This is a genomic window from Micromonospora saelicesensis (genome assembly GCF_900091575.1).
Lineage (GTDB): Bacteria > Actinomycetota > Actinomycetes > Mycobacteriales > Micromonosporaceae > Micromonospora > Micromonospora saelicesensis.
Genome location: NZ_FMCR01000001.1, coordinates 102477 through 124402, shown reverse-complemented (window position 1 = coordinate 124402; position 21926 = coordinate 102477). Strand labels below are relative to the sequence as shown.

Sequence of the window (21926 nt, the reverse complement as noted above, 5' to 3'; positions counted from 1 at the left end):
GAGGTGTGGTGGAGGTCGCCGACCCACGCAACTCGCTTCCTGCGGGACGGGTCGCACCGTTCGCTGCCTTCGTCGCCGGCATCCTGGCGGTCGCCGCGCTGACCGCTGCCGTTCCACTCGCGACGCTCCCCGGCGAGTTGTCCCAGTTGCCGGTGGCGTTCTGGACGATGGCCGCGCTCGCCGTGGTCTGCGACGCGCGCCCGTTCGTGCCACCGGGGCGCCGGCAGACCTCGGCGGTGTTCCCGTCCACCTGCTTCACCTTCGCGATCCTGCTCGGCTGGGGTCTCGGCCCGGCGGTGGTGGTGCAGGCGGTGGGCGTCGTCGTCTCGGGTTGGCGGATGCGGCACGCCGCGTGGCGCACGGCGTTCAACGTCGGCCAGTACGCGTGCGCCCTCGCCGCCGCCTACGGGGTGATCCAGCTCGGCTCGGGCACCATCTTCTCCGGTGGGCGGTTGCACTGGACCGACGTGGCGGCCGTCGGCGGTGCCGCGCTGGCCTGGTTCGTCGTCAACTACGGGTTGGTCAGCTGGGCGGTGCGGCTGCGGTTCGGGGACCGCTGGTGGCCCACCGTCCGCCAGGGCCTCGGCTTCGAGTTGCTCTCCACCGGCTCACTGCTGCTGCTCGCCCCGGTGCTGGTCGCGGCGGCGCGGGTCAGCGCCGCGCTGATCCCGCTGGTGCTGGTGCCGCTCTTCGCCGTCTACCGGATGGCGCGGTTGACAAACGAACAGCAGCACCTCGCCGCCGCCGACCCGCTGACCGGGCTGCCCAACCGCAAGGCCCTGCTGGCCGAGGTGGCCGAGCAGGTGCACCTGCATGCCGAGCGGACCGCCCGTGGTGAACCCGACGGGCAGCTCGCGCTCCTGCTGATCGACCTGGACCGTTTCAAGAACGTCAACGACGCCCTCGGGCACGCCGTGGGCGACCGGCTGCTGGTCGAGGTCAGCGCCCGGCTCACCGACATGCAGCCCCGACCACAGATGATCGCCCGGCTGGGCGGTGACGAGTTCGCCATCGTGATGACCGGGCTGACCGACGTCGGGCAGGCGCGGGAGTTGGCCGAGCGGGTGGTTGAGGCGCTGGCCGAGCCGGTGCCGCTCGACGGGCTGCCGTTGGACGTGGGCGGGTCGATCGGGATCGCCTTCTTCCCGGAGCACGGCGAGGACTTCGCCACCCTCATGCGGCACGCCGACGTCGCGATGTACGACGCCAAACACCGCAACGACACGGTGGCCGTGTACGCCCCGGAGTCCGACCACAATTCCGCCGAGCGACTCGGCCTCCTCGCCGACCTGCGCCGCGTACTGGAGACCAGCCCCTCGGCCGAGGGGCCGTTCGACGCCGACGCCGAGTCGGCGGTTCAGGGGCAGGGCGAGGGTGCGCAGCCGGACGGGAACGGCCGGCACGGCGTGCCGAGCGACGCCGAGCGGACTGCCGACGTACCCCTTGTCGGGTCGGCGGAGGTTCGCGGCGGTGACGGGGCGGCGCTGCCCACCGGCGCCCCGGCCGAGGGCGCGCTGCCCACCGCGGCGTCGGACCGGTCCGCGCCAGCGGCGGACCCGGCGTCGGCGGTCGCCACAGCACGGCCGGGAGCTGCCCGGTGGTGGGCACGCCGTCGGCGCGCCGACGCCGAGCTGGTGCACTCCGATGAGCTGATCAATCGGATCGCCACCGGAGCCGACCCGATCCGGGGCCGCAACGCCCGTGCCACGGTCGCCGGCGCCCGTTCCGGCCCGGTCCGGGAGCGGCGCGCCGAGGGCGGCATCGGTCGGCGGTCCCCGAACGGGGGCGCGGCGGGCAAGGGGCGCAACGGGGCTCGGCGGGACGTCGGGCCGGGTACGCCAGGGCAGCCACTCGAATCGACCGGGTGGGCGCACGCGGACGATGAGCCGGCCGACGACGCCGGGGAAATCACCATGTACTACCAGCCGCAGATCGCCATCGCGACCGGCGAGGTGGTCGGTGTCGAGGCCCTGTTGCGGTGGCGGCACCCCCGGCGGGGCATGGTCGACCCGGAGGAACTCATCCGGGTCGCCGAGCAGAGCGCCGTGATGCGACTGCTCACCCGCCGTGTCGTCGACGACGTGGTGGAGCAGCTCGCCAAGTGGTCGGCGGCCGGCATCGGCCTGCGCGCGGCGCTGAACGTGAGCGTGCGCGACCTGCACACCGGCGAGATCGCCGACCAGATCGCCGACCGGCTGGCCCGCTACGGGGTGCCGGCCGAGCGGCTTCAGGTCGAGATCACCGAGGGCGCGTTGATGGCCGACCCGCGCCGGGTGCTGGCCACCATCTCCCGCCTGCACCGGATCGGGGTGGCCATCGCGCTGGACGACTTCGGCACCGGCTACTCCTCGCTCCAGCACCTGCGCCGCCTGCCGCTGTCCGAGGTGAAGGTGGACCGGTCGTTCGTCCTCGGCATGGCCGACGACGCCGACGACGCGGCGATCGTCCGGTCGATGATCGAGCTGGCCGGCGCGCTGGGGCTGCGGGTGGTGGCCGAGGGTGTCGAGGACGAACGGACCTGGCGGATGCTGCACGCCGCCGGCTGCGACGCCGCCCAGGGCTGGTTCTACGCCCGGCCGATGCCGGCCGAGGAGTTGGTCACCTGGCTGGCCCGGTACCGGCCGGTCCGCCCGACCGGCGGGCACCCGCAGCCGGATGTCGCTCGCCGCCCCACCCGCTGACCCGGCACGAGGGTCGCTGGAGGGGGAGTCGGGGACGCGGCACCGGAGCGGAACAATAGACTCGCTCCGGTCACCGCGTGTCACGCTCCACCTGTCGCGCGGCCGGCACACCGCCCGATCAGCAGGAATTCAGAAGGGGGCACGGATGGCCGCCATCTCCCGCGAGGAGGTCGCGCACCTGGCGCGCCTGTCGCGGCTCGCCGTCACCGAGGAGGAGCTGGACACGTTCGCCGGCCAGCTCGACGTGATCCTCCAGGCGGTCGCCCAGGTTGGCGAGGTCGCCGCCGCGGACATCCCGCCGACCTCGCACTCGGTGCCGCTGACCAACATCTTCCGCGAGGACGTCGTCACGCCGTGCCTGACCCCGGAGGAAGCGCTGTCGGGCGCGCCCGACGCCGAGGACCAGCGGTTCCGCGTACCGCGGATCCTGACCGAGGATGTGGCCTCATGAGCGAGCGCCAGCGAGCGAATCAGCAGTGCAGCGCCGTGGTGCCTCATGGCGTCGCGGAGCGAAGCGGAGTGACGGCATGAGCGATCTGATCAGCATGACCGCGACGGAGATCGCGGCCCTGGTCGCCGGGGGCGAGACCTCCGCCGTCGAGGTGACCCAGGCGCATCTGGATCGGATCGCCGCGGTCGACGACCGGGTGCACGCCTTCCTGCACGTCGACACCGAGGGCGCGCTCGCCGCGGCCCGCGCGGTGGACGAGCGCCGGGCCGCCGGCGAGGAGCTGGGCCCGCTCGCCGGTGTGCCGGTCGCGGTCAAGGACGTGCTCGCCACCCGGGGCGTACCGACCACCGTGGGGTCGAAGATCCTGGAGGGCTGGCGCCCGCCGTACGACGCGACGATCGTGCAGCGGCTGCGGGAGGCCGGCACGGTGATGCTCGGCAAGACCAACATGGACGAGTTCGCGATGGGCTCCTCCACCGAATACTCGGCGTACGGCCCGACGCACAACCCGTGGGACCTGAGCCGGATCCCGGGTGGTTCGGGTGGTGGCAGCGCCGCCGCGCTGGCCGCGTACGAGGCGCCGCTGGCGATCGGCTCGGACACCGGCGGCTCGATCCGCCAGCCCGGCGCGGTCACCGGCACCGTGGGCGCCAAGCCCACCTACGGCGGCACCTCCCGTTACGGGCTGGTGGCCTTCTCCTCGTCGCTCGACACCCCCGGCCCGTGTGCCCGTACGGTGCTCGACGCGGCCCTGCTGCACCAGGTGATCGGCGGGCACGACCCGCGCGACTCCACCTCGATCCCGCAGCCGGTGCCGGACGTGGTGGCGGCGGCGAAGCTCGGCGCTACCGGCGACCTGACCGGTGTGCGGCTCGGCATCGTGACCGAGTTCGTGGGCGAGGGCGCCGAGCCGGGCGTGATGGCCGCGTTCCGTGAGTCGGTGGACGCGCTGACCAAGATGGGTGCCGAGGTCGTCGAGGTGTCCTGCCCGACGTTCGCGTACGCCCTGCCGGCGTACTACCTGATCGCCCCGAGCGAGTGCTCCTCCAACCTGGCCCGGTTCGACGGCGTCCGGTTCGGCCTGCGGGTCGGCGACGACGGCAACCGGTCGCTGGAGGAGGTCATGTCGCTGACCAGGGAGGCCGGCTTCGGCCCGGAGGTCAAGCGCCGCATCATGATCGGCACGTACGCGTTGTCGTCGGGTTACTACGACGCGTACTACGGGCAGGCGCAGAAGGTCCGGACGCTGATCACCCGGGATTTCAACGCCGCGTTCGAGCGGGTCGACGCGCTGATCTCGCCGACCACCCCGTCGGTGGCGTTCCCGATGGGTGCGCGGACCGCGGACCCGTACCAGATGTACCTGGCCGACCTCTACACGATCCCGACGAACCTGTACGGCGGGCCGGGCATCTCGGTGCCCTGTGGGCTCTCCGAGGGGCTGCCGGTCGGTCTGCAGGTGATGGCCCCGACGATGGCCGACGACCGGATGTACCGGGTCGCCGCCGCGTTGGAGTCCGCCGTCGGCACGTTCACCCCGCCGGCGCTCTAGACCGGATGTCACCGCATCGGCGCCGAGGGACATGTCCCTCGGCGCCGATCGCGCGTCTGTACGGTTCGGGCGTCGATCAGGGCTGGCTCGGCGGCCCGGCGAGGTATCCGCCTGATCAGCCGGCGGCCGAAGGCGAGGGCGACGACCGCGCCGACCAACGGCGGGATGAGCATCAGCCCGAACGACACGAGGAGGTCGGACCGCCCGCTGTCGCCGTCGGTCATCGCGGCGGTGCCCATCACGGCCGCGCCGACCACGACGACCGCGGCGACGACGTAGGTGCTGCGGCGTTGCCGCCCCCGCGTCACCTGTTCGTCAGCGGCGACACGTCCCTCGCCCGTCACGGCCGCCCCCGATTCCGACGACGCCGGTTCACCAGGTGCACCACTGCGTACGCGATCACCACCGCCACCACCCCGGGCAGCACCATGCCGATCACCAATTCGGTGGTCGTGTCCGGCTGGCGGTCCACCCCGGAGGCGAACCAGCTGATCAGGGTCACCACCACGGCCACCGCCCACACCGCGACCACCCCGACGAGCACCGGCCGGACCTGCACTCCTCGCTCTCTCCCCGTATTCGTCATGGTCGCTCCGTACCCTGCCGTCGGTGACGCCACGCACGCCGGACGAAACCCGGCCGAGGATTGATCGGGCAACCCCATTAGGCTGGACAGGTTCTGTCCGGATCGCGCCTGGAGCGTCTCATGACCACGACACTGCCCGCGTACGACGAGGTCGTTGCGCGCTTCGAACCGGTGATCGGCCTGGAGACCCACGTCGAGCTGGGCACGAACACCAAGATGTTCTGCGGTTGCCCGACCGACTTCGGCGGCGAGCCGAACACCCGGGTCTGCCCGGTGTGCCTGGGCCTGCCCGGTTCGCTGCCGGTGGCCAACAAGGCGGCCATCGAGGCGATCATCCGGATCGGCCTGGCGTTGAACTGCTCGATCGCCGAGTGGTGCCGGTTCGCCCGGAAGAACTACTTCTACCCGGACATGCCGAAGAACTTCCAGATCAGCCAGTACGACGAGCCGATCTGCGTCGACGGTTACCTGGACGTCGAGGTGGGCGGCGAGACGGTACGGATCGAGATCGAGCGGGTGCACCTCGAGGAGGACACCGGCAAGACGCTGCACGTCGGCGGCGCCACCGGCCGCATCCACGGCGCGACGGAGTCGCTCGTCGACTACAACCGGGCCGGCATCCCGCTGGTCGAGATCGTCACCAAGCCGATCACGGGCACCGGTGCGCTCGCCCCCGACGTGGCCAAGGCGTACGTCGCCGAGCTGCGCGACGTGATCCGCACCCTCGGCGTCTCCGACGTGCGGATGGAGGAGGGTTCGCTGCGCTGTGACGTGAACACCTCGCTCAACCTGCCGGGCGCGGAGTGGGGCACCCGTACCGAGACCAAGAACGTCAACTCGCTGCGGTCGGTGGAGCGGGCGGTCCGCTCGGAGATGCTGCGGCAGGCGTCGGTGCTCGACGCGGGCGGCCGGATCACCCAGGAGACGCGCCACTTCCACGAGGACACCGGTGACACCACCCCGGGTCGCTCGAAGGAGACGGCCACCGACTACCGGTACTTCCCCGAGCCGGATCTGGTGCCGATCGCCCCGGACCCGGCCTGGGTCGCCGAGCTGAAGGCCGCCCTGCCGGAGCTGCCCCGGGTGCACCGGCGTCGCCTCCAGCAGCAGTGGGGCCTCTCCGACCTGGACATGCAGTCGGTGCTGAACGCCGGCGCGGTCGAGCTGATCGAGGCCACCGTGGCCGCCGGCACCACCCCGGCCGCGGCCCGCAAGTGGTGGCTGGGTGAGCTGTCCCGCCGGGCCAACGAGAGTGGCGTGGAGCTGGCCGAGATCGGTGCCACCCCCGCCCAGGTCGCCGAGCTTCAGGGGCTGGTCGACGCCGGCAAGCTCAACGACAAGATGGCCCGCACGGTGCTGGAGGGCGTGGTCGACGGTGAGGGCTCGCCCACCGAGATCATGACCAACCGGGGCCTGGAGGTCGTGTCGGACACTGGCGCGCTCACCGCCGCCGTGGACGAGGCGATCGCCGCGAACCCCGGCATCGCCGACAAGATCCGCAGCGGCAAGGTCGCGGCGGTCGGCGCGCTGGTCGGCGCGGTCATGAAGACCACCCGTGGTCAGGCCGACGCGAAGACCCTGCGTGAGCTGATCCTGGAGCGCCTCGGCGTCCAGGGCTGAGACCCGCCCGGAGCAGGCCGCCGCCGCGACCCGGCGGCGGCCTTCCGCCACCCCCTGCCGACTACGCGGCCACCCCGCACCCCTCGCGAGGGCGTCAACGGCGACGCCTGGATGGAGCCACCGTGACCGAGCACGACCTCGATGTCCTCGACGAGATCCAGCGGCGGGTGCTCTGGCTCGCCACCCGGATCGTGGACGCCGCCAACCATGACCGGGCCACCGGCGACGGTGTGAAGGTCGGCGGCCACCAGGCGTCCAGCGCCTCCCTGGTCACGGCGATGACCGCGCTCTGGTTCGCGCACCTGGACGCCGAGGACCGGGTCGCCGTGAAGCCGCACGCGTCCCCGGTGTTCCACGCCATCCAGTACCTGCTCGGCAACCTGGACCGCTCCTACCTGCCCCGGCTGCGGGCCCGTGGCGGCCTCCAGTCGTACCCGTCGCGCACCAAGGACCCGGACGAGGTGGACTTCTCCACCGGTTCGGTCGGCCTGGGCGCGGCGGCGCCGCTCTTCGCCGCCGCCACCCGGCGGTACGTCGACGCGCACTTCGGGGCCCGCCCGCACTCCCGGTTCGTGGCGTTGATCGGCGACGCCGAGCTGGACGAGGGCAACATCTGGGAGGCGGTGGCCGACCCGGCGACCACCGGGCTGGGCAACGTCATGTGGCTCGTCGACTTCAACCGCCAGTCGCTGGACCGGGTGGTCCCCGGCATCCGGATCAACCAGTGGCGGGGCCAGTTCGAGGCGGCCGGCTGGCACGTCGTGGAGGTCAAGTACGGCCGCCGGCTCGCCGAGGCGTACGCCCGGCCGGGCGGCGAGGCGCTGCGCGACTGGATCGACGCGATGCCGAACGAGCAGTACCAGTCGCTGTTCGGGCTGGTCGGGCCGGCGCTGCGCAAGCAGTTCCTGGACGGCGCTCCGGCCGGCATCGCCGAGCTGATCGCCGACGTCTCCGACGAGGAGCTCGGCCCGCTCGTCACCGACCTGGGCGGGCACGACCTTCAGGCGATGCTGGACGCGTACGCCCAGTGCGACGCGGTCACCGACCGGCCCAGCGTCGTCTTCGCGTACACCGTGAAGGGTTGGGGATTGCCCATCGCCGGCAATCCGCGCAACCATTCCGCGCTGCTCAGCTCGGAGCAGGTCGACACGCTGCGCGCCGCGCAGGGGTTGACCGCCGAGACCGAGTGGGACCGCCTCGATCCGGCGTCGCCCGCCGGGATCCGGGCCGGCGCCCGCCGGGAGGCGCTGTCCCGCGCGCCGCGCGAGCGTGCGCTGGGGGTCACCGTTCCGGAAAGCACTGGAGTACGCGCCAACAAGCCGATCTCCACCCAGGAGGTCTTCGGTCGGGTTCTGGTGGACCTGGCGCGGGACCGGGAGGTGGGCCGCTACCTGGTCACCACCGCCCCGGACGTGGCCACCTCCACCAACCTCGCCGGGTTCATCAACAAGACCGGGGTGTTCGCCCCGACCGAGCAGCGTTCCTGGACCGAGGACCGGATGCTGCGCTGGACGGAGAGCCCCGCCGGGCAGCACATCGAGCTGGGCATCTCGGAGATGAACCTGTTCCTGCTGCTCGGCCAGCTCGGGCTGTCCTGGGACCTGTCCGGGCAGCCGCTGCTGCCGGTGGGCACGGTCTACGACCCGTTCGTGCTGCGCGGCCTCGACGCGTTCCTGTACGGCACCTACTCCGGCTCCCGGTTCGTGGTGGCGGGCACCCCGTCCGGCATCACCCTCGCCCCGGAGGGCGGCGCCCACCAGTCCACGATCACCGCGTCGGTCGGCCTGGAGCTGCCCGGGGTGACCTTCGTCGAGCCGGCGTACGCGGCCACCCTCGACTGGCTGCTCTGCGACGCGCTCGGTCAGATCGCCGGCGGGCCGGCCCCGACCGCGACCGCCGCACCCGCCGAGGACGGCGCGTACTACTTCCGGTTGAGCACCCGACCGCTGGACCAGACGCCGTTCGAGGCGGCCCGGGCCCGGCTCGGCGACGCGGTGCTGCGCCGGCAGGTCGTCGCCGGGGCGTACCGGCTGGTCGACGCGCACCAGGCGTACCCGCACCTGGTCGACGCCCCGGTGGTGCAGCTGGCCGCCTCCGGCGCGGTGCTGCCCGAGGTGCTGGCCGCCGCGGCGGAGCTGGCCGACGAGGGCATCGCCGCGCACGTGGTGGACGTGACCTCGCTGGACCGGCTCTACCGGGCCTGGCAGCGCACCCTTCGCCAGGGCGTACGGACGGCCACGGTGCCCAGCGTGCCGGGCGCGCTGCGGTCCGCGTTCGCCGATCGGGTGCCGGTGGTGACAGTGCACGACGCCGCGTCGCACGCGATGGCCTGGCTCGGTTCGGCGGTCGGCGCACCGGCGGTGCCGCTCGGCGTGGACGAGTTCGGCCAGTCCGGCAGCGTCGCCGAGCTGTACGAACTGCACGACCTGCTGCCCGGCAGCATCGTCAACGCGGCCCTGGCCGCCATCGCCCTCCGCTGACCCGTCGACCGCCCGCCGGTCCGCTGGGCTGGCGGGCGTCGACGTCTGCTCAGCCGGTCGGCGTGGGCGTGGGTGTGGTGGGGACACCGCCGCTCGGCGTGGGAGTGGGCGTGGCGGGGACACCGGCGGCCGGGTTCTCCACCAGGCGTCGTTCCAGATTGACCTGGGCCTGCCCGGTGCCGCCGACGGTGATGGTGTCGTACGCCTGGAGCAGCTTCTGCTGGTCGAAGTAGAGCACGCTCATCGACAGCGGGGTGGGCTTCTCACCCTCCAGGCCGCGCAGCCCGGCGCCGCCCGTGGAGCCCTCCACCATCAGCGTGGTGCGCTGCTGCCCGGGCGCCTGCGGCAGCTCGGAGACCTGCCGGGAGTGGGTGTGCCCGGCCAGCACCAGCGGGCAGGTGCCGGCGAGCGGCCCGGCCGACGCCGGGTCGTGCACGAGAGCGATGTTGACCGGTCGCGGTGAGCTGCGGACCGTCGCGGCAAGTTGGTTGCCGACCCCGATCACCTGGTCGGCCACCTGCTGGGTCAACCCGCTGCCGGCCGGGGAGGTGTTCTTGTCCGGGGTGAAGCGCGGGTCGCCGATGCCGGCGATGGTCAGCCCGGCGACCGTCGTGGTCGTGTTGTTCAACACGATCGCGTTTGGCTGGCGGGCCACCGCGGCAGCGGTCTTGCCGGAGTCGTGGTTGCCCCGGATGAAGACGTACGGCTTCTTCAGCAGGCCGATCGAGGCGACGAAGGAGGCTTCCGGTTCGCTGCCCCAGTCGGTGATGTCCCCGGTGTCGATGACAACGTCGATGCCGAACTGCTCCACGACCGTCCGGATCAGCTGCCAGCCGGTCGGGTTGAGGTGCATGTCGGAGACGTGCAGCACCCGGGTCGTGCCCGGGGTCGGCTCCAACAGCGGAAGCGCCGAGACGGTGGTGTAGAGCTGGCTGACGTTGCCAACCAGGCGCTGCAACTGCTCCGCGTACTTGGTGTAGTCGTTGGCGATCCGGCGGGCGTCACCGACGATGGCCGGCGCGTTGACCAGCAGCCCCTCGTAGCGCGGTTCCTCGATGGCCTGCGGACGGAGGGTCGCCGCCGCCGTGCCGAGGCTGCTGGCGGTGACCAGCAGCGCCAGCCCACCCGCCCAGGCGGTGCGCCGGACGTCGCGGAAGATCAGCCCGGCCAGGATCAACGTGACAAGCACCGACGCGCCGAGGGTACGCAGGCCGAGGCGCATCACCCCGGAGCGGACGTCCTCCACGGCGCTCTGGCTGGCCCGGCTGATGCTGGCCGGATCGTCGATCAGCGCCTCGGTGCGCCCCTGGTCGAGGGCGCCCAGCCGGACGGTGAGATGGGTGGGCCCGTCGTGGCTGTCGAGCAGCAGCGCGCCGAGCGGCGGGATGTCGACGGTGGTGCCGCCGTCCCGGGCGGGAGAGATGCTGAGATTGGCCCGGAACGGGCCGATGTCGGTGCTCACCTGGCCACCGGCCAGCACCCCGAGCACCGCCCCGGCCAGGGCCACGGCGAGGACGGCGACGATCAGCCCGAGGCGGCGCAGTGGTCCGGCCGCGCCGACCCACCAACCCGTCGGGCGCGGCCGGTCGTCGCCGGTCACCGGGTCGTCCCGGTCGTCGGCGTCGTCGTGCCCCTCGTCGCGTTGCCCGTCCATGCTGAAAGTCTGACCTGCCCGTCGGAAGATCTTGGCAAACCTGAACGGATGGTGACGCAATCAGCTGCGTCCGCCGTCACCACCCGCGAAGACCACCCGCAGGAGCCGGTCATCGTCGCCCGCCGGGTCGCCCCGGCCGTCGTGGTTGGAGGTGCTCACCCAGAGCGAGCCGTCCGGTGCCGCGGCCACCGCACGCAGCCGACCGTAGCGGTTGGTGAGCAGCTCACTGGGCTGACCGAGCAGGGTGCCGGTGTCGGTCAGCTCCATCACCCAGAGGCGCTTGCCGCGCAGACAGCCGGTGACCAGCAGCCGGTCCGTGGCGGCCAGACCGGAGCAGGACGCGTCCGACGTTGCCCACTGCGCGATCGGGTCGGTGAACCGCTTGTCGCGGGCCTGGCCCTCGACCTCCGGCCACCCGTAGTTGCCGCCCTTGGTGATCTGGTTGATCTCGTCCCAGGTGTTCTGGCCGAACTCGACGGCGTACATCCGCTTCGCGGCGTCCCAGGCGAGACCCTGGACGTTGCGGTGCCCCAGGGACCACACCGGGGAGTTGGGGTACGGATTGCCGGCGGCGGGCTTGCCGTCCGGGGTGATCCGGAGGATCTTGCCGCCGAGGCTCTTCACGTCCTGGGAGAGGGGGCGCTGACCGGCGTCACCAGTGCTGACGTAGAGCTGCTTGTCCGGGCCGAAGCCCAGCCCACCACCGTTGTGCACATTGGCTTTGGGGATGCCGGTGAGGATCGGGGTGGGCTGCCCGCCGAGTTGCAGCCGGGCGACCCGGTTGTCCTGCTCGGTGGTGTAGTAGACGAACACCGTCCGGTCCCGGGCGTAGTCGGGGGAGACGGCGATGCCGAGCAGGCCACCCTCGCCCGCCGCCGCCACGTCGGGGATCGTCTGCACCGGGCGGACCCGCAGCCCGTCCGGCCCGGACTCGGGCCCGACCTGGAGGATCCGGCCGTTGTCCCGCTCGGTGACCAACGCACCGCCCTCCGGCAGGAAGGCGATCGCCCACGGCACCCGCAGACCCTTGGCGAGCACTGTCGCCACCGCCTGCTGGCCGGCACCGCCGGGGCTCGCCGACGCGGAGGGGGTCGGCAGGTTGGGCGGTTCGCCGGCCGGGTCGGGCTCCGGCTCGCCGAAGCTGCAACCGGCGGTGAACAGCAGCGCCGCGCAGGACGCCGCGAGGGCCACCCGGAGGCGGTGGATGCGAGGGTACGGGGGACGGGCGCTCACCCGGCCCAGGGTAGCCCGCCGCGCGACCCGGCTGGGCCCGTCGAGATGCAACGGGTGCCGATGGACCCGCCCGATGATCCCCGGTGGACCACTCACCGAGCCCGTACGGCCAGCAGCGCGGTGTCGTCCTCACGGTGTCTGATCGAGGCGACCAGCAGGTCGCACAGGTCGTCGAGGGGCAGCGTGTCGGTGCCGGTCAGCCGGCCCACCAGCTCGGCCAACCCCTCGTCGATGGAGCGGTCCCGTCGTTCGATCAGCCCATCGGTGTAGAGCAGCAGGGTGTCGCCGGTGGCCAGGATGGTCGACTGGCTGCTCCGGGGCGACGGGCGGGCCAGGCCGAGCAGCGGCTCCGGCGTCGCCTCCAGGGCTTCCACCGCCCCGCCGACCCGGACCACCAGGGCCGGCGGGTGCCCGGCGTTGGACCAGGTCACCTCGTGCACACCGGCGCGCTGCGGACAGATGCGCACCAGCGTCGCGGTGGCGGCGATCGGCAGCCGCAGGCCACGGATGGCGCCATCCAGGTTGCTCATCAGTGACCCGACCGCGTCCGGCCGGCCGAAGGCGTTGCCCCGCACCAGGTTGCGTAGCTGGCCCATGGTCGCCGCCGCCTCGATGTCGTGCCCGGCCACGTCCCCGATCGCCGCGATCACGTCGCCGTCGGGCTGCACGAAGGCGTCGTACCAGTCGCCGCCCACCTCGACCCGGTCGGCCGCCGGCTGGTAGCGGGCCGCCAACTCCAGCTCCGCCACCACCGGCAGTCGGGGCAGCATGCTGTGTTGCAGGACCTCGGCGACGTGCCGTTGCTCGCCGTACATCGAGCTGTTGCCGACGGCCTGGCCGGCGCGGCGGCCGATGTCGACGGCGGTGAGCAGGTCGCGGTCGTCGAACTGCTGACGTTGACCGCCGTTGACGAGGGTGATCGCCCCCAGCACCGTGCCGCCGACGCCGCGCACCGGCACGCTCAGGTAGGAGGCGATGCCCAGCCGACTGGCGATGGAGGCCATCTCCGGGTGGGTGGTGCCTCGCGTCACGTCGGCCAGGGACGCCACGCTGCCGAGCCGGGGCTGACCGGTCCGGAGCACCGCCCGGATGCTCGACTCCGAGCTCAGCCCGGTGCGCATCAGATCGCCGAAGCGGTCGACGTCCGCCGCGCGGGCCGGGTCCCGGTGCACCGAGACCACCTCGCGGGGCAGGCCGTTCGGCCCGATCAGGGTGAGCAGGCACCAGTCGGCGAGCAGCGGCACCATGGTGGCGGCGAGCCGGCGCAGCGCGGTGCCCACGTCCAGGGTGCCGGCCAGCGTCTCGCTCACTCCGGCCAGCAGCTCCAGCCGCTCGTGCGCCTGCACGACCCGCCGCCGGGCCTCCTGCGCACCGTCGAGCGCGATCCGCAGTCGCAGCTCCGACGAGCAGGCGGCGGCCAGGTCGGCCAGGGTCCGCAGTTGCGCGGCCGTCCAGGCGCGGGGCTTGCTGTCGATGGCGCAGAGCGAGCCGAGCACCCGGCCGGAGAGATCGGTCAGCGGCATCCCGGCGTACGCGACCACGCCAAGGTCGTCGATGGCCAGGTTGTCCCGGACGCGGGGGTAGAGCCGGGCGTCCGGCAGCACCATCGGCACCTCGATGTCCACCACGTGCTGACAGAACGAGTGGCTCAGCGGTGTCTGCCGGCGCTCCGACCAGGGCTCCGGCAACCCGACCGCGCCGGGGAAGAACTGCCGGTCGGCGGAGACCAGGGAGACGAGCGCGACCGGCACGTCCAGCAGGTCACTGACCAGCCGCGCGAACCGGTCGAACGCCTCGTCCGGGACGGCGTCGAGCCCGGTGTCGGCGAGCGCGCGCAGCCGCTCCGGGTCGCCGAGCACCGGAGGTGGCGCGATCGAACGCCGGGCGGGGCCGGGGGAGCCGTCGGTCATCGTGCACCTGTCTGCCGGGCGGAGGCGGACGGCCCTCCGACCCTTCCTTATACCTCGCGCGGGTCCGGGTTGAACCTCGGTGTGCTGAGTCTCGCCCGCTGCGGCCTCGTGCGCCATCGCCCGGGACGCCGGTTCCCGCCGTGCCCACACCAGCCGTGGCGACGGGGACTATCGTCGGCGGACGTGAAGGTATGGATTCCGCACCAGGCCGGCCTGAACCTCCTGGGCGAGCTGCCCGCGGACGTGACAGTGGAGGTCTTCGAGCACACCGATCGGATGCCGTCCGAGGCGGCCGACGTCCGCTTCTGGGTGCCGCCGTTCCTGGGCGGCTCGGACGCGACGACGGTGCTGCGGGAGCTGCCCGACCTGGCCGTGGTGCAGTTGCTCTCCGCCGGGGCGGACGCCTGGGCGGGCCGGACACCGCCGGCTGTGACGCTCTGCGATGCCCGGGGCGTGCACGACCCGTCCACCGCCGAGTGGGTCGTCACCGCGATCCTCACCCAGCTGCGGGCGTTCCCGGCGTTCGTCCGCGCGCAGGCCGAGCGGCGTTGGACGTTCGCGGAGAACACCCCGACCGACGAGCTGACCGGTAAGCGGGTGCTCATCATCGGCGCCGGCTCGATCGGTGCCGCGGTGCGCGAACGGCTCGCCCCGTTCGACGTGAGCTTCACCCTGGTCGCCAGGACGGCCCGCCCGGAGCAGGGGGTGCACGCCGTCGAGGAGCTGCCCCGACTGCTGCCCGACGCGGACGTGGTGGTGGTGCTGGTACCGCTCACCGACCAGACCCGTGGCCTGATCGACAAGGCGTTCCTGGCCGCGATGCCGGACGGGGCGCTGCTGGTCAACGCCGCCCGGGGCCCGGTGGCTCACACCGAGGCGCTCGTCGCCGAGCTGGGCACCGGTCGGATCTCGGCGGCTCTGGACGTCACCGACCCGGAGCCGCTGCCCGCCGACTCTCCGCTCTGGGTCATGCCGAACGTCCTGCTCACCCCGCACGTCGGCGGGTCGGTGCGCGGATTGTTGCCACGGGCCTACCGGCTGGTGGGCGACCAGGTACGCCGGTTCGCCACCGGGCAACCGCTGATCAACACGGTGGTCGACGGCTACTGACCGGGGGTGTCCGCCGGAGCGTCCGGCAGCGACTGGCCGGTCGCCGCGACCAGTTGGGGCAGATCCGTCCCACGGACGGCCGGCAGGGTGACCTGGCGGCCGTCGTCGAGCCGGGCCACCGCGCGCCCGCGCTGGTCGGTGGTCAGCTCGAGGACCTGGTCCCAGTCGATCCGACGCTGCCCGACCAGCGCCCGGATGCGCAGCTCCCGCGCGTCGGCGTCGGTGCCGGCCCGCCAGGCCCACACCGCGACGGCGAGCGGGACGAGCAGCACCGGCAGCAGGTAGTCCCGGGCGTTGGCCAGCGGCAGGGCGCCGACGAAGGCGATGATCGCGGCCACCAGGATGGCTTGGTTGTACCGGAAGCGGACCGTGTCGGGCTTACTCACCCTCCGATGATCCCACTCCGGGTTGTTTCGGCTCGCGGCGGGCGGTGCCGGCAGCGTGCGGCACGCCGTACAGTGACACAGGTCGTTGTCTCCCCTGAGTGACCGGCAAGTAACCAATTCGGCCGTCCATCGTTGCCAATCGTGGGTAGCGGACTCGCAACGTCCGATGTCCCGCACCGCCGCACCGCCCCCGTGCCCCCTCACGAAGGCGACCGCCGTGCTCCTCGCGTACCCGTTCCGCATCCTCGTCCCCCGCCGTGCGGCACCGGAGGCCGCCACGTCCGTGGCGGTGGCGCTGCTCCTCCTCGCCGGTTCCGTCGACCTGGTCCCGCCCTCGGTGGTGATCGCGCTGGCCGCCGGTGCCGGTGCCACGCTCGCCGGGCTGCGACTGTCCCGGCTGGCCTCCCGACGCGGCACCGATCCGACACCGCGTGCGGCGGGCGTGCTCCTCGACGCGGCGGTGGTGGCGGCGGGTCTCACCGCCGTCGTGCTGCCCCTGGTCGGCATCGGGCACACCCTCGCCGTGCTGATCGGGTCGCTGGTCGTCGCGGCCCTCTCGGCGGCCGGTCTGTACCGGCTCCCCGGCCGATCGCGGCCGGCGGCCCCGGTCCGGTTGCGGTGGCTGGTCGAGTCGACCGGCCCGGCCCTCGGTCTGGCCCTCGCCGGCTGGTTGCTGCTGCCCTCCGACGGCCTGCCTGTCCCGGTTCGGCTGGTCGCCGCGTTGACGCTCGGCGGGTTGGGCATGGCCGCGTTGAACGCGTTCGCGGGGCCACGTCGGCGCTCGGGTGCGGCGCTCTGCCGGGGCGGCGTCCTGCTCACAGTGGGCGGGCTGGTGCTGCTGGCCACGTTGCCGTCCGCGCCGGCCGGCCGGGTGGCCCTGCTGGCCGTACCCCCGTTGGTGTTCGGGATGTTGCTCGTCGCGGTCGGCGCGGCGGATGCGGCGGACGACAGGGAGTCGGTGGAGCCGGTCGCCGCGGCCTGGCCCCGGTCGGTGCTCCCCGCGGCGGTGCTGCTGCTGGCATCGGGTCTGCACCTGGGAGCCGGCCGCGCACCGGATCGGACGAGCGTGCTGTTGGCCCTGGCGGCGGTGCCGCCCCTGGTGCTGCGCGAGCTGCTGCGCGCCGGTGACGTGTCCACGTCCGTTCGGCGGGCCGCTCACCGGCGACCGGCCGGCCGTTCGCTGCGGCACCGCCGTGCGGCCCCGGGCCGCTGGCCGGGCACGCCGGAGCCGCCGCCCGAGCGAGCCCTCGGCGTCGGGGAGGGAGCGGCGACCGCGATCGGTGCCGGCTCGACCTGGTCGCCTGATCACAGTTCCGCGTGGTCGGGGCTCGACCGGCCACCGGCGGCGGCGAGCGGCACTCCCGGCGACCGGGCTGCCCTGCTGGACGCCCTGGCCGCGATCGGCGACGTTCCGGCGCCGGCCGGCGCGCTGCTGCTGGTGGACCTGCACGGCACCGAGGGGTTCGGCCCGACGGCCCGGGAGGACGTGCTGGCCGAGGCGGTGCACCGGGCCCGCGCGGTCATCGCCCCCGACGACCTGGTCACCGGGTGCACGGGTACCGGCTTCGCGGTGGTCACCGCCGCCGGGCCGGTGCTGGCGTACGCGCTGGGCACCCGACTGTTGAGCGCGCTCAGCCCGCCCTACCGGCTGGCCGGCGCGATGCTGCGCGTGCAGACGAGCATCGGGCTGGCCGAGGTGAGCGGCGCCGGGCCGGCGGACGTGCTCCGGCAGGCCGAGCTGGCGAGACGACGGGCCGTGCAGCTGGGCCGGGACCGGGTGGAGTGGTACGACGCGTTCCTGGAGGAACAGCTGGTGCGCCGGCTCGACCTGGAACGCGAGCTGCCCGGTGCGGTGGCGCGCGGCGAACTGGACCTCGTCTACCAGCCCGTGGTCGACCTGGCCGACGGGCAGCCGGTGGGCGCGGAGGCGCTGCTGCGGTGGCGCAGCCCGGTGCTCGGCACTGTGCTTCCGGCCGAGTTGCTGCCGGTCGCCGAGGACCTGGACCTGGTCGGCGAGTTGGAATGGTGGGTGCTGGACCGGGCCTGCCGGCAGTTGTCCGACTGGTCGGTGGGTGTGCGGGAGCTGTGGATGGCGGTCAACGTCACCACCCGGGAGCTGACCACTCCCGACTTCGTCCAGCGGCTCGCTGCCGTGCTGGCCGCGTACGGGGTGCCACCGGAGCGGCTGGTGGTGGAGGTGAGCGAGCCGAGGGTCGCCGGTGATCTGTCGACGGTGGTGGCTCGGCTGGCCGGACTCCGGTCGTTGGGCGTACGCACCGCGTTGGACGACTTCCGGGCCGAGCACGCCTCACTGGCCCAGCTTCGCCGCCTGCCGATCGACCTGCTCAAGGTGGGCCCGGAGTTGGTGGGCGCACGGCCGGACGGGCAACCGCCGCTGATCGACGTGGTGGTCAACGTGGGCGAGCGGTTGGGCGTCGAGATCGTCGCCGAGGAGTTGGAGTCGTCGACCCAGGTCGAGGGGGCGCGCCGGGGTGGCTGCCGGTACGGGCAGGGGTTCGCGCTGGCCCGGCCGGCGACGGCCGAGCGGGTCGAGGCGTACTTCGAGGAGTTTCCCTCAGCGTCTCGCTGAACCGGTTCATCTCCCCCGGGGCGGTGCGGTGCTGCCGCGCGGCGTGAGGTGGGGTGTCTCGTCCTGCACCCGCCCGGCCGGTTGCCCGGCGACGACGGCGAGCAGTTGTCGGGCGGCGTGCGCGCCGTACGCCGGGATGTCCCGGCCCAGCGCGGTCAGCGGCGGGTGCACCAGCCGGCACAGCGGCGAGTCGTCCCAGGCCACGATGGACAGGTCGCCGGGCACGGTCAGGCCCATCTCCTGGGCGACGGAGAGCCCGGCGATGGCCATCACGTCGTTGTCGTAGATGACAGCGGTGGGCCGGCCGGCCGAGCTGAGCAACCGACGGGTGGCCCGGCCGCCCTCCTCGCCGGTGTAGTCGGACCAGACGGTGACCGCGTCGACCAGGCCGAGCCGCTGGCAGACCGCCGCGAAGGCGTCGGTGCGGATCTCGGTGTGCCGTAGGTCGGGCAGGCCGGCGACCCGGGCGATCCGCCGGTGCCCGAGCGCGGCCAGGTACTCCACCGTCTCGGTCAGCGCGGCGGCGTCGTCGGACCAGAGACTCGCCAGCTCACCGGTGCCGCCTGGGCCGCCGATCACCACCGCCGGCAGTTGCAGCTGTTCGAGTGCGGGGATGCGACGGTCGTCGGTGCGCAGGTCGCAGACGAGCACCCCGTCCACCCGTCGTTCACCCCACCAGCGCCGGTAGACAGCGATCTCGGCGTCCGGGTCGGCCACCACCTGGAGTGTCAGCGCGTACGAGCGGGCGGAGAGTTCGGCCTCGACGCCACTGATCAGCGCCATGAAGAACGGCTCGACGCCGAGGGTCCGCGCCGGTCGGCACAGGGCCAGGCCGATCGCCCCGGCGGTCGCGGCAGAGAGGGCGCGGGCGGCGCTGCTGCGGCTGAAACCGATCTCGGTGGCGATGGCCAGGATGCGCTGCCGGGTGGCCTCGGAGACGCCGGGCTGCCCGTTCAGCGCGTACGACACGGCGCCCTTGGACACCCCGGCGCGTTGGGCGACGTCGGCGATGGTCGGCCGCTTCACCGGCGTGCTCCTTCTTCTCTGGCCGTTGACAGCCCGGATTCCGGACCGTACCGTAGCTCAGCTTATCCGGTTCAGTAGGCATCTTTCGATGCGGGAAGGTGCGGTGAAATCGTGAGCCGACAGGCACTCTACGACGGTTGGACAGTGCGAGCGGCCCCCGGAGCGCAGGTGCCCGAGGAGGTCGCGGGCCGGTCCGTGCCGGCGACCGTGCCGGGCTGCGTGCACACCGATCTGCTCGACGCCGGGCTGATCCCCGACCCCTACCTCGACGACAACGAGCGGGCGGTGGCCTGGATCGGGCGCACCGACTGGGTCTACCAGTCCACCTTCGTCCACCGGGCGGGCGACGACGAGCGCGTCGACCTGGTCTGCGCCGGCCTGGACACCGTCGCCACGCTCACCCTCAATGGTGTGGAGGTCGGCCGCACCGCGAACATGCACCGCGGCTACCGGTTCGACGTCCGAGCGCTGCTGCGCGACGGGAACAACGACCTGGTCGTCACCTTCGACTCCGCGTACCGCTACGCCGAGGCACAGCAGGAGCGTCTCGGCGACCGGCCGAACGCCTACCCGGAGCCGTTCCACTTCATCCGCAAGATGGCCTGCAACTTCGGCTGGGACTGGGGGCCGACGCTGGTCACCGCCGGCATCTGGCAGGAGATCAGCCTGCACGCCTGGTCGACCGCCCGACTGGCCACCGTCCGTCCACTGGTCACCATGGACGGTCGCGACGGCCGGGTCGAGGTGCATGTCGAGGTCGAGCGGGTCGCCGACGTCCCGCTGACCGTCCGCGCCGCCGTGGCCGGCGCCCGCGCCGAGGTGGTCGTCCCGGCCGGCCAGCGCACGGCCGTGCTGACCCTCACCGTCCGCGAGCCCGCGCTGTGGTGGCCCCGGGGGTACGGCGAGCAGGCCCGCCACCCGATCGAGGTGACAGTGCACGCACCGGACGGCGACACCCTGGACAGCTGGTCGCACCGGATCGGCTTCCGCTCGGTACGGCTGGACACCACACCCGACGAGCACGGCACCCCGTTCGCGTTGTCGGTAAACGACGTCCCGGTCTTCGTCCGCGGGGTCAACTGGATCCCGGACGACGTGTTCCCCACCCGGATCACCCGGGCCCGGCTGGCCGAGCGCTTCGACCAGGCGGTCGCGGCCAACGTCAACCTGCTGCGGGTCTGGGGCGGCGGCCGGTACGAGTCGGCGGACTTCTACGACCTCGCCGACGAGCGCGGTCTCCTCGTCCAGCAGGACTTCCTCTTCGCCTGCGCCGCGTACCCGGAGGAGGAGCCGTTCGGCACCGAGGTGGCCGCCGAGGCCGCCGAGCAGGTGACCCGGCTCGCGCCGTACCCGTCGCTGGTGCTCTGGACCGGCAACAACGAAAACATCTGGGGCTGGCACGACTGGGACTGGCAGCAGGCCCTCGCCGGGCGCACCTGGGGGCGCGGCTACTACCTCGACGTGCTGCCCCGGATCGTCGGCGAGCTGGACCCGACCCGCCCGTACTGGCCGGGCAGCCCCTGGTCGGGCACCGAGGCGATCCACCCCAACGACCCGGCGCACGGCACCACCCACATCTGGGACGTGTGGAACACCGACGACTACACCAGATATCGGGAGTACGTCCCGCGCTTCGTGGCCGAGTTCGGCTACCAGGCCCCACCGGCGTACGCCACGCTGCGCCGCGCGTTGAGCGACGAACCCCTGGCCCACGACTCACCGGGCATGGCGCACCACCAGAAGGCGGCCGGCGGTGACGCCAAGCTCCAGCGGGGCCTCGACGCGCACCTGCCCGCCCCGGCGGACTTCGACGACTGGCACTACCTGACGCAGCTCAACCAGGCCCGGGCGATCCAGCTCGGGGTGGAACACTTCCGCTCCCACCGGGACGTCTGCGCCGGCACCATCGTCTGGCAGCTCAACGACTGCTGGCCGGTGACCTCCTGGTCGGCAGTCGACGGCGACGGCCGCCGCAAACCCCTGTGGTACGCGCTGCGCCACGCGTACGCCGACCGGCTGCTCACCGTGCAGCCCCGTGACGGCGGCCTGGCCCTGGTCGCTGTCAACGAGACCGCCGAGGCATGGACCGCGACAGCCGCTGTCACCCGGTTCACGCTCACCGGGGAGCCGAGGGCGAAGACCTCGGTCGACCTCGACGTCCCGGGGTACTCCTCGGTGGTGCTGGCGCTGCCGACGGACCTGGCGCGGCCGGACGATGCCCGGCGCGAGTTGCTGGTCGCGGAGGCCGGTGGCACCGCGGAGCGCGCCCTGTGGTTCTTCGCCGAGGACCGGGAGGTGGACTGGCCGGCGGCGGCCTGGGACGCGACTGTCGAGCCGGTCGACGGTGGGCAGCGGGTCCGGGTCACGGCCCGCACGGTGTTGCGTGACCTGACGCTCTTCCCGGACCGCCTCGATGCCTCGGCGGAGGTGGACGAAGCCCTGGTCACCCTGTTGCCCGGCGAGTCGACGACGTTCACCGTGCGCGCCGACGCCGCGCTGGACCAGGCGGCCCTCGTCGCCCGCCCGGTGCTGCGCTGCGTCAACGACCTGACGTCGAGCTAGCGTCGCCGGCCGGCGGTCGCCTCGGCCGGTGCGGTCGCTGGCTTGCAGCCCATGATCGTGCTCGATCCAGGAAGTAGTGGCCTCT

General features: G+C 73.0%; 15 protein-coding genes. 8 read left to right on the top strand and 7 right to left on the bottom strand.

The window, feature by feature from the left end; all coding sequences use genetic code 11:
• Window positions 1-8: 8 nt before the first annotated feature.
• The 3 genes from GA0070561_RS00555 (at window position 9) to gatA (ending at window position 4684) form a co-directional block, all read left to right on the top strand.
• Window positions 9-2681, top strand: a complete 2673-nt coding sequence (locus GA0070561_RS00555) for a putative bifunctional diguanylate cyclase/phosphodiesterase (protein ID WP_091397093.1) — start codon at window positions 9-11, stop codon at window positions 2679-2681.
• Between the two features lie 145 nt (window positions 2682-2826).
• Window positions 2827-3132, top strand: a complete 306-nt coding sequence (gene gatC / locus GA0070561_RS00550) for an Asp-tRNA(Asn)/Glu-tRNA(Gln) amidotransferase subunit GatC (RefSeq protein WP_091393256.1) — start codon at window positions 2827-2829, stop codon at window positions 3130-3132.
• Window positions 3133-3208: 76 nt separating this feature from the next.
• On the top strand, window positions 3209-4684 hold the full coding sequence (gene gatA, locus GA0070561_RS00545) for an Asp-tRNA(Asn)/Glu-tRNA(Gln) amidotransferase subunit GatA (RefSeq protein ID WP_091393254.1): 1476 nt from the start codon (window positions 3209-3211) through the stop codon (window positions 4682-4684).
• An 8-nt stretch (window positions 4685-4692) separates the two neighbouring features.
• Here gatA and GA0070561_RS00540 read toward each other — a convergent pair whose 3' ends face one another.
• Complete coding sequence (locus GA0070561_RS00540; RefSeq protein WP_091393251.1) at window positions 4693-5028, bottom strand: hypothetical protein; 336 nt, start codon at window positions 5026-5028, stop codon at window positions 4693-4695.
• A complete protein-coding gene (locus tag GA0070561_RS00535) occupies window positions 5025-5270 on the bottom strand; it encodes a hypothetical protein (RefSeq protein WP_141710290.1) in 246 nt (81 codons plus the stop codon). The genes GA0070561_RS00540 and GA0070561_RS00535 overlap by 4 nt, the downstream gene beginning before the upstream one ends.
• Before the next feature lie 120 nt (window positions 5271-5390).
• Between GA0070561_RS00535 and gatB the strand changes: the two genes are divergently transcribed.
• Complete coding sequence (gatB, locus tag GA0070561_RS00530) at window positions 5391-6890, top strand: Asp-tRNA(Asn)/Glu-tRNA(Gln) amidotransferase subunit GatB (protein ID WP_091393246.1); 1500 nt, start codon at window positions 5391-5393, stop codon at window positions 6888-6890.
• Window positions 6891-7012: 122 nt separating this feature from the next.
• Window positions 7013-9370: a transketolase-like TK C-terminal-containing protein gene (locus GA0070561_RS00525; protein WP_091393243.1), complete on the top strand. Its 2358-nt coding sequence runs from the start codon at window positions 7013-7015 to the stop codon at window positions 9368-9370.
• Window positions 9371-9419: 49 nt separating this feature from the next.
• On the opposite strand, the gene GA0070561_RS00520 is transcribed toward GA0070561_RS00525, so the two are convergent.
• The 3 genes from GA0070561_RS00520 to GA0070561_RS00510 form a co-directional block, all read right to left on the bottom strand.
• Complete coding sequence (locus GA0070561_RS00520; RefSeq protein ID WP_091393239.1) at window positions 9420-11024, bottom strand: metallophosphoesterase; 1605 nt, start codon at window positions 11022-11024, stop codon at window positions 9420-9422.
• Window positions 11025-11084: 60 nt separating this feature from the next.
• Window positions 11085-12257: a PQQ-dependent sugar dehydrogenase gene (locus tag GA0070561_RS00515; protein ID WP_091397091.1), complete on the bottom strand. Its 1173-nt coding sequence runs from the start codon at window positions 12255-12257 to the stop codon at window positions 11085-11087.
• 92 nt (window positions 12258-12349) lie between these two features.
• A complete protein-coding gene (locus tag GA0070561_RS00510; protein ID WP_091393236.1) occupies window positions 12350-14167 on the bottom strand; it encodes a SpoIIE family protein phosphatase in 1818 nt (605 codons plus the stop codon).
• A gap of 183 nt (window positions 14168-14350) precedes the next feature.
• Between GA0070561_RS00510 and GA0070561_RS00505 the strand changes: the two genes are divergently transcribed.
• The gene (locus GA0070561_RS00505) at window positions 14351-15277 is read left to right on the top strand and encodes a 2-hydroxyacid dehydrogenase (RefSeq protein ID WP_091393233.1); all 927 of its coding nucleotides are present in this window, start codon (window positions 14351-14353) and stop codon (window positions 15275-15277) included.
• Here the strand turns inward: GA0070561_RS00505 and GA0070561_RS00500 are convergent.
• Window positions 15271-15663: a PH domain-containing protein gene (locus GA0070561_RS00500; protein WP_091393231.1), complete on the bottom strand. Its 393-nt coding sequence runs from the start codon at window positions 15661-15663 to the stop codon at window positions 15271-15273. The two genes, GA0070561_RS00505 and GA0070561_RS00500, sit on opposite strands and share 7 nt — an antisense overlap.
• Window positions 15664-15880: 217 nt before the next feature.
• Here GA0070561_RS00500 and GA0070561_RS00495 point away from each other — a divergent pair, with 217 nt between their 5' ends.
• On the top strand, window positions 15881-18253 hold the full coding sequence (locus GA0070561_RS00495; protein ID WP_091397088.1) for a GGDEF domain-containing phosphodiesterase: 2373 nt from the start codon (window positions 15881-15883) through the stop codon (window positions 18251-18253).
• Between the two features lie 6 nt (window positions 18254-18259).
• On the opposite strand, the gene GA0070561_RS00490 is transcribed toward GA0070561_RS00495, so the two are convergent.
• A complete protein-coding gene (locus tag GA0070561_RS00490) occupies window positions 18260-19279 on the bottom strand; it encodes a LacI family DNA-binding transcriptional regulator (protein ID WP_091393228.1) in 1020 nt (339 codons plus the stop codon).
• A 111-nt stretch (window positions 19280-19390) separates the two neighbouring features.
• Here GA0070561_RS00490 and GA0070561_RS00485 point away from each other — a divergent pair, with 111 nt between their 5' ends.
• A complete protein-coding gene (locus tag GA0070561_RS00485; protein WP_091393226.1) occupies window positions 19391-21841 on the top strand; it encodes a glycoside hydrolase family 2 protein in 2451 nt (816 codons plus the stop codon).
• Window positions 21842-21926 lie beyond the last annotated feature (85 nt).